General features: G+C 70.0%; 9 protein-coding genes. 4 read left to right on the top strand and 5 right to left on the bottom strand.

Features of this window, described 5'->3' with window-relative positions; genetic code table 11:
- The first annotated feature begins 83 nt into the window (after positions 1 to 83).
- The gene (locus tag ACFQ7Q_RS01660) at positions 84 to 728 is read left to right on the top strand and encodes a TetR/AcrR family transcriptional regulator (RefSeq protein ID WP_383548294.1); all 645 of its coding nucleotides are present in this window, start codon (positions 84 to 86) and stop codon (positions 726 to 728) included.
- 27 nt (positions 729 to 755) lie between these two features.
- On the opposite strand, the gene ACFQ7Q_RS01655 is transcribed toward ACFQ7Q_RS01660, so the two are convergent.
- Positions 756 to 1,649, bottom strand: a complete 894-nt coding sequence (locus ACFQ7Q_RS01655; protein ID WP_383548291.1) for an NAD(P)-dependent oxidoreductase — start codon at positions 1,647 to 1,649, stop codon at positions 756 to 758.
- Between the two features lie 112 nt (positions 1,650 to 1,761).
- Between ACFQ7Q_RS01655 and ACFQ7Q_RS01650 the strand changes: the two genes are divergently transcribed.
- On the top strand, positions 1,762 to 2,358 hold the full coding sequence (locus ACFQ7Q_RS01650) for a TetR/AcrR family transcriptional regulator (RefSeq protein WP_383548288.1): 597 nt from the start codon (positions 1,762 to 1,764) through the stop codon (positions 2,356 to 2,358).
- 51 nt (positions 2,359 to 2,409) lie between these two features.
- On the opposite strand, the gene ACFQ7Q_RS01645 is transcribed toward ACFQ7Q_RS01650, so the two are convergent.
- The gene (locus ACFQ7Q_RS01645; protein WP_383548285.1) at positions 2,410 to 2,811 is read right to left on the bottom strand and encodes a nuclear transport factor 2 family protein; all 402 of its coding nucleotides are present in this window, start codon (positions 2,809 to 2,811) and stop codon (positions 2,410 to 2,412) included.
- A gap of 45 nt (positions 2,812 to 2,856) precedes the next feature.
- On the opposite strand from ACFQ7Q_RS01645, the gene ACFQ7Q_RS01640 reads away from it, so the two are divergent.
- Entirely contained in the window at positions 2,857 to 3,675 is an 819-nt protein-coding gene (locus tag ACFQ7Q_RS01640) for a helix-turn-helix domain-containing protein (protein ID WP_383548282.1), read from the top strand.
- On the opposite strand, the gene ACFQ7Q_RS01635 is transcribed toward ACFQ7Q_RS01640, so the two are convergent.
- Positions 3,651 to 4,871 (bottom strand): cation:proton antiporter, encoded by a 1,221-nt coding sequence (locus tag ACFQ7Q_RS01635; RefSeq protein WP_383548279.1) that lies wholly within the window; start codon positions 4,869 to 4,871, stop codon positions 3,651 to 3,653. The genes ACFQ7Q_RS01640 and ACFQ7Q_RS01635 overlap by 25 nt on opposite strands.
- A gap of 125 nt (positions 4,872 to 4,996) precedes the next feature.
- Between ACFQ7Q_RS01635 and ACFQ7Q_RS01630 the strand changes: the two genes are divergently transcribed.
- Positions 4,997 to 5,215, top strand: a complete 219-nt coding sequence (locus tag ACFQ7Q_RS01630; RefSeq protein WP_383548276.1) for a DUF6296 family protein — start codon at positions 4,997 to 4,999, stop codon at positions 5,213 to 5,215.
- 49 nt (positions 5,216 to 5,264) lie between these two features.
- Here the strand turns inward: ACFQ7Q_RS01630 and ACFQ7Q_RS01625 are convergent, their stop codons facing one another.
- Together ACFQ7Q_RS01625 and ACFQ7Q_RS01620 are read right to left on the bottom strand one after the other, a co-directional pair.
- On the bottom strand, positions 5,265 to 6,032 hold the full coding sequence (locus ACFQ7Q_RS01625) for an NPP1 family protein (protein WP_383548273.1): 768 nt from the start codon (positions 6,030 to 6,032) through the stop codon (positions 5,265 to 5,267).
- A 167-nt stretch (positions 6,033 to 6,199) separates the two neighbouring features.
- Positions 6,200 to 7,648, bottom strand: coding sequence for an MFS transporter (locus tag ACFQ7Q_RS01620; protein WP_383548270.1), 1,449 nt, complete (start codon positions 7,646 to 7,648; stop codon positions 6,200 to 6,202).
- Positions 7,649 to 7,683: the final 35 nt, after the last annotated feature.

Raw genomic sequence — 7,683 nt, 5'->3', positions numbered from 1 at the left:
GGGTGGATCCGATCGGATCCACCCCGCCCGGCCCTCGCCGCTCCCCCGGGGCGGCCGACCGCAGAACCGAAAGGATCCACCGTATGTCCCGCATGCCCCTCGCCGACCGGCGCCGGCAACTGACCGAGGCCGCGATCCGCGCGATGACCCGGGACGGCGTCCCGAGGACGACGACCCGGTCCATCGTCGCCGAGGCGGGCGTGTCGCTGAGCGTCTTCCACTACTGCTTCGACTCCAAGCAGGCGCTCCTGGAGTCCGTGATCACGACGATCACCGACCACTACGTGGGGGTCGTGAAGGAGGCGCTGCGCCCGCGGGCCACCTTCCGGGAGACGATCCGGGCCGGCTTCGACGCCTACTGGGACCATGTCCGCGACCACCCGGGCGAGCACATGCTCACCTACGAGCTCACCCAGTACGCCCTGCGCACACCGGGGTTCGAGCCACTGGCACGCCGCCAGCACGAGCGGTACGCCGAGATCTACCACGGGCTCATCGAGGAGCTCAGCGTCGGCATGGGGCTCGAACTCCGCGTCTCCGTACCGGTCCTGGCACGCTATCTGGCCGCCGTGACCGACGGGCTGACCCTGAACTTCCTCGTCCTGGGCCACGACCCGGATGCCTCGGCGACCATCCTCGACCTGATCACGGACCAGGTCGCCGCACTCGCCGGTGACGGTACGGCTGACGCCGGCCGTGGCGGCGGGCCTAGCCTCGCGCTCTCCTGACGCGGCCCACCCCCCGCGGGGGAGCGGCTACTTCTCCGCCGCTCCCCGCCCGAACACCTCGATCAGCCGCGTCAGACTGTCCTCCTCGTAGCCCTCGGCCGCGCCGCGCCGGAACGTCTCCAGCAGCGCCGCGGGCAGCGTCGCGTCCACGCCCGAGTCCCGCGTCGTGTGCACGACGTGCTCCAGGCTCGCCACGGCCATCGAGATGCGCTCGACATCGCCGGAGTGCTGCCCCGCCTCGATCCGCGGCGTGTAGAAGTCGATGAACCGGCTCATCCCGCCCAGCGTCCGGCTCGCGAACGGACCGATCTCCGAGGCGCTGATGCCGTTCGCGTTCGCCAGCGCCACCATGTGCAGCCAGGCGGTGAGGGCGGTCCAGAAAAGGTCCATCTGAAGCTGGTAGTAGAGCGCTGCCAGCCCCGGGTCCTCGCCGCGGTAGTCCGTCCCCGTGATCACCTTCAGGACGCCTTCGAACTCCTCGAAGAGATCCCTCGGACCGCTGTAGAAGGTGTCGAACTCCGTCGAGCCGATACCGGACGGCGGTGTCTGCACTCCGCCGGTCAGATGGCGCGCTCCGTGCTTCGCCGCCCAGGCGGCCCCCTCGCGGGCCTGCTCGGGGGTGTCCGAGCTGAGGTTGACCAGGACGCGGCCCTGCAGCGCCGGGGCGGCGGGCTCCAGGATGGCGTACATGGCGGCGTAGTCGGTGAGGCTCAGCACCACCACCTCGTTGGCCGCCAGCGCCTCCCCGACGGTGTCGGCGCGCACCGCGCCCCTGGCGACCAGACCGTCGGCGCGGCTCGCGGTGCGGTTCCAGACCGTGACCTGGTAGCCGGCATCCAGGTAGGCGCCGGCCATCGCCTGGCCCATCGGTCCGAGACCGATGACGGTCACGGACGAGGTGTTCACAGCAGACGTACTCACAGCAGACGTGCTCACAGAGTTCTCCCCGAGAATCGCTAGAACGAACGCTCTATCTAGAGAAGAACGTAGCACAGAGGCTAGAACGAACGCTCTAGTTCGGTAGTGTGGAGGCGTGAAGACCAAGGCCCCGCAGGATCCCGAGACCGCCGGAACGCGCGAGCGGATCGTCCGTACGACCTCACGCCTGATGCAGCGCCAGGGCTACGAGGGCACCGGCATCAAGCAGATCTCCCGCGAGGCCGGGGCGACGCTCGGCTCCGTGTACCACTTCTTCCCCGGCGGCAAGCAGGAGCTCGGCACGGCCGCCGTGCGTCTCGGCGACGAGGAGTTCACCGCGTTCCTTCGCGAAGCCCTCGACGCGGAGCCGGAGCCGGAGAAGGCCCTTCTCGCGCTCACCGTGTCGCTCGCCGAAGGGCTGCGCGACTCCGACTGGCTCGACGGCTGCCCGGTGACCAGCACGGTCGTGGGCACGGCGACCAGCGCGCCGGACATCCAGCAGGCGGCGGCCGAGGCGTTCGCACGGTGGCGCACGGTCGTCGCCGAGAAGCTGCGCTCCACGGGGTTCGCCGAAGAGGACACCGAGGAGCTTGCGCACACGGTGATCGCCACTCTGGAGGGCGCGGAACTGGCTGCCCAGGTCGCTCGCAGCGCGACGCCGCTGGAGGTCGCGGGGCGGCATCTGGCACGTCTGGTCGCCTCGTACAGATGACTCCCGGCGGCCCCGTCCGCGACGGCACCCGGTCGCGGACGGCGATCCGGTCTAGCGTTCGGCCGGGGCGGCCGCCGCGTACCAGACCACATGGGCCGCCGCGTCCGCGACCGGCTCGATGATCTCCCACCCCTCGACGATCAGCCCATCGGCCAACCGCCAGATGTCGACGCCCGCGATACCCGGCCCTGCGTCTCCCGCGATCCGACGCCGCGAATGCATCATGACGTGATCACCGTCGGCCATCACGTGGTGGACCTCGACCCGCAGGTCGTCCAGCGGCACCGCGCGCACGGCGGCGAGCCATTCCGACTTGGTGGACGAGGTCGAGTCCGGCCGATGATGGACGAAGTCGTCACTCAGCAGCGGCGCGAGCTCGTCGACGTCACCCGTCCCGACCAGCTGCGCCAGCGCCCGTTCGACGATGCCCTTGTTCTCCGTGTCCGTGGTCATGGACGCAGTGTGTTCGGCGGTCGCGAGGCTTGTCGATGAACTCCGATGTCATGGCGTACGGCTCCACGATCCGCGATCCTGGTGATCGTGTACACGGTCGGGGAGCTCCTGCGGCAGTGGCGCAATCGCCGACGGCTCAGTCAGCTCGATCTGGCGATCGCCGCCGATGTGTCGGCTCGTCATGTCAGCCTGGTCGAGACCGGCAGGTCCAGGCCGAGCGCCGACATGGTCCTCCGGCTCGCGGATCGGCTCGATGTGCCGCTGCGCGATCGCAACCAGCTGTTGCTCGCGGCCGGCTTCGCACCCCGGTACGCCGAGCGCCCCCTCGACAGCGACGCCCTGGCGGTGGCCGGGGACGCGGTCGGGAGGGTGCTCCGCGCGCACGAGCCCTACCCCGCGCTGGTCCTCGACCGGCGATGGAACGTCGTGATGACCAATCGCGCGGTCGACGCGTTCTTCGCGGACGTCACTCCCGACCTGCTGCGGCCGCCGATCAACATGGTGCGGCTGGCGCTCGACCCGCGCGGGCTCGCTCCGCGGCTCGTCAACCTGGCCGACGTACGCGCGGTGTTCCGCTCCCGCATCGCGCGTCAACTAGCCACCGCTCCCGACGCGGAACTCACCGCGCTCTTCGAGGAACTGCTGGCGCCCACGGCCGAGGAGACGACGAGCCTGGCGAGCGAATCGGACACCGTGCTCCCGATGGTCTTCCGCTTCGGCGGACGAGGGGGAGAACTGCGACTGTTCTCGACCACCACCACGTTCGGCAACCCGATGGACATCACGCTGGCCGAGCTCACGATCGAGTCGTACTACCCGGCGGACGCGGAGAGCGCCGCCTACTTCGCGGAAGCCGACGCCTGACCTGGCTCCTGGGGCCCGTACTTCCGCGCCGTCACGGGAGACCCCAGCCCGTGCAGGGCGATGCTGCCGAGCACGGTGACCACCAGGATGGTCAGTACGAGAATGCCGTCGTCGTCGTGCAGCTCGTTGAACGCCAGCAGGCCGAACACGATCGACGTCGTCCCACGCGGCCCGAGCCAGCCGATGAGCACTCCTTCCCTTGCGGGCACCTTCGACCCGATGAGCGACAGCAGCACGGGCACCATCCGCACAACCGTCAACGCTGCCGCGGAGAACACGACCAGTTGCCAGTCCACCCCTCCCCAGAGGGCGAACACGGCCGTCGTACCGAAGACGAACCACATCACGACCCCGAGCAGAAAGCCGACGTCATCGATCAGTTCCATCTCCCGATGCGTCTGCGCCTTGTGCCCGACGGCATGGAAGACGACCCCGCAGACGAACGACGCCACGAAGCCGTTCCCCCCGATGCCCACCGCGGTGGCATAGACCAACAACGGTGCCGCGACCGGCACCAGCCGCTTCGACTGGGTGCTCATGGACCCCGCCCGGTCGGCGCGGTTCACGAGGAACCCCAGCAGCGCCCCCAGCGCGAAGCCCACCAGGAGCGCCTTCAGCGCGGAAGGCCCGGCCGAGGCCAAGGCTTCCCAGGGTGTCCGCGCCGCGTGGGTGTCGCCCGCCAGGACCAGCGCGAAGAGGATGACCGGAGACACGATTCCGTCGTTGTACCCGCCCTCGACGTTGAGTACGTCCCGCACCCGGACCGGCAGCCGCGGATCCCGCAGGATCGCCTGCGCGGGCGCGAAGTCGGTCGGCACCACCACACAGGCGAGCACGAGCAGCACCGGCCATCCCACCCCCGGCAGCAGCCACCACCCCAGAGCCACCGCCGCCGCCAGACTCAACGGCAACGCGATGAGCAGCACCCGCAGCGCGGCGCCCGGATGGCTGCCCAACATCCCGCCCCGGACATCGGCCGCATCGACGAACAGCAGGATCGCCAGCGTGATCTCGGCCGCCCTCAGGGCCGCCTCGGTGCTGAGCGTCTCCCCGATGGTGTCCCGCACCGTGAGTCCCACGACCGCGCCCGCCACCACCACGACCAGAGGCGCGGTGAACCGCCACTGCTCGAACTTCCGGGCCAGCAGGGACCAGACGACGAGTGTGGCGGCGACGGCGATGATCGAGGCAATCACGATCTCAATCGTCGCAGGGCGAAACCCTGATCCTGGCTCACCGCACCGTGAGATATGCCATCGCCCGCCGCCTGTGGGCGGTGTCGGAACGGCTGACCGGCGGGCGGTTCACCTATAAAGGGCGGATGGGAAACGTCGAACGCTACGAGCTGACATTTCCGGTGTCGGGTGACGCCATCGTCGTCACCCGCACGGACCGCAAGGGCGCGGGCGGGCACCCGGTGTACGCCGACGAGACCGGCATCGTGCAGGCCGAGATCGACGAGCAGGGCAACGTACGGATACTGGCCAGCGGAGGCCACCAGAGTCACGACGTGCCCGTGCGCGCCGCCCCCTCGCCGTGACCTCCCCTCAGGCGCAGCCGGTCAGGCGCGGTTCATCACGCGTGGTTCGTCACGCGTAGGGGTCGAACGGGATCCCGGCCGGCTTCGCCTTTGCCAGATGGCCGGGGAAGCTACCGTCCTTCAGACCGAAGTGGGCGCTTCCGAAGTCGGCTTGGCTCAGCTTGTCGCGGAGTCCGGCGGGGTAGCCGTTCCAGCCGACCAGGGCGGGGAACTGCCACTGGTGCTTGTGGTTCTCCGGCGGCTCGTCGTTGGAGTTGGCGGGTCGGAAGCAGTGCGTGCTCAGACCGTCCTTGTGGTAGACGACCTTGGCATGCGTCCCGTCCCAGCGGATCCGGTCGCGGCCGTAGGTGTCGAAGTCGCCGTGCGCGGAGGTGGAGACGTACTGGGCCTGGTTGTTCTGGATCCACACCACGACATGCTCCCAGTCGTGGCGGTGCCCGCCGAGTCCGCTGCCCGCCACGGCCTGGTCCTTCTCGAAGTAGAGGCCGTAGATGACGGCGCACCAGCCGTTGTTGCACTTCGAGCGCGCGTAGCCGTTGGTGTTGTCGAGGTCCCAGGAGTCCCTGCACTGGCCGTTGAGGGCTCCGGAGGGCTTGAGACCGCCGTTGACGGTTCCGTCCGGGCCGATGGCAGGCGTGGCGTAGCAGCCGTCCGTGTCGTAGTCGAAGGCGGGCTGGAACGTCCGCTCCAGCTCGTCCGCCGACGCGGGCAGCGCCGTGGGCGGCGCGGCGAAGGCGCTGCCCGGGACGGCGACGACCAACGCGATGCTGCTGCCGAGGATGAGCGAGACCCTGCGGATCCGCGAACTCGTCTTCACCTGTGTCCTCCTGACGGGCCGCTGTATGGGGGTGCGCGGCTGCGACTGACATGCCCATATCAGTCTTGCCGTACCCCTGCGAACCTCGGAGGACCTTTCGGTGGCCGTGCGATGAAGGACGGCCGAGCCCTCGTCACGGGTCCCGACCGCCGACGGACAACGGACGGTCAGACCTTGGCCTCGGAAACGGGGCGCGAGGTGGCGGTGGTCCCCGGCTCGCCGGCCCCCGGGCGTACCGGGATGAGGATGGCGACCACCGCCGCCGCGAGGCCCACGACGCTGCCGATCAGCAGGGCGGCACGGAAGCCGTCCTCGGAGGGCAGCAGACGGCCGCCGAAGTCCGTGGTCATCTGGGCCAGGACGACGCCCATCACGGCGGCCGAGACGGAGCTGCCGATCGAACGCATCAGCGTGTTGAAGCTGTTGGCCGACGCGGTCTCCGAGAGGGGGACGGCGCCCATGATGAGGGCGGGCATCGCGCCGTACGCCAGGCCGACGCCCGTGTTGCAGACGAGGGTGACGACGAGCAGGCCGCCGGTGGATCCCATGAGCGGCAGGGCGGACGCGTAGCCGAGGGCGATGACCAGGCTGCCGACGGCCAGGGTGACCTTGGGGCCACGGGCGGCGGTGAGCTTGGCGCCGAGCGGGGCGAGGACCATCATCATCAGGCCCGCGGGGGCCATCCACAGTCCCATCGCCAGCATCGACTGGCCGAGACCGTAGCCGGTGGCCTCGGGCAGCTGGAGGAGCTGCGGCACGACCAGCGACTGGGCGTACATCGCGAAGCCGACCAGGATCGAGGCGCCGTTCGTCATCAGCACCTGCGGGCGGGCGGTGACGCGCAGATCCACCAGCGGCTCGGCGGTGCGCAGCTCCCACCACCCCCAGACCAGCAGCGTGACGACCGCGGCACCGAAGAGGCCGAGCGTGGTGGCGCTCCCCCAGCCCCAGTCGGATCCCTTGGACACGGCGAGCAGCAGACAGACCAGGGCACTGCCGAGACCGAGGGCTCCCGGTACGTCGAACCGGCCCGGGTCGGAGTCGGTTCGGCCTGCGGGGACGAGCAGCCGGATCAGCACACCGACCGCGAGACTCAGGGCCGCGGCGACCCAGAAGAGCACGCGCCAGCTGGCGTTCTCCGCGACGGCCGCCGCGAACGGCAGCCCGAGCGCGCCGCCCACGCCCATGGAGGCGCTGATGAGGGCGATGGATCCGCCGAGCCGCTCGGCGGGCAGCACATCACGCAGCAGGCTGATGCCGAGGGGCACCACACCCATGCCCATGCCCTGGAGGCCGCGTCCGACGATCATCGGGACGACGGAGGAGGACAGGGCGCAGACGACGGATCCGAGGACGAGGGGCGCCACGGAGACCAGCAACATGCGGCGCTTGCCGTACATGTCGCCGAGGCGTCCGGCGACGGGCGTGGCCACCGCGGCCGCGAGAAGGGTCGCGGTGACGACCCAGGACGCGTTCGACGCGCTGGTGCCGAAGAGGCGTGGCAGGTCGCCGAGGAGAGGGACGACCAGGGTCTGCATGAGCGCGGCCACGATGCCCGCGAAGGCGAGTACGCCGACGACGCCACCGGGGCGGGCGTCGGTCCTTGAGCTGTTCACGTGGTTCTCCCTCGGGGCTTGCTCGATGATATGCA

Origin of the sequence: Streptomyces sp. NPDC056527 (assembly GCF_042794475.1) — a bacterium.
Classification (GTDB): Bacteria; Actinomycetota; Actinomycetes; order Streptomycetales; family Streptomycetaceae; genus Streptomyces.
The sequence above is the reverse complement of the archived record's forward strand: the minus strand, read 5'-3'. Positions and strand labels throughout refer to the sequence as shown.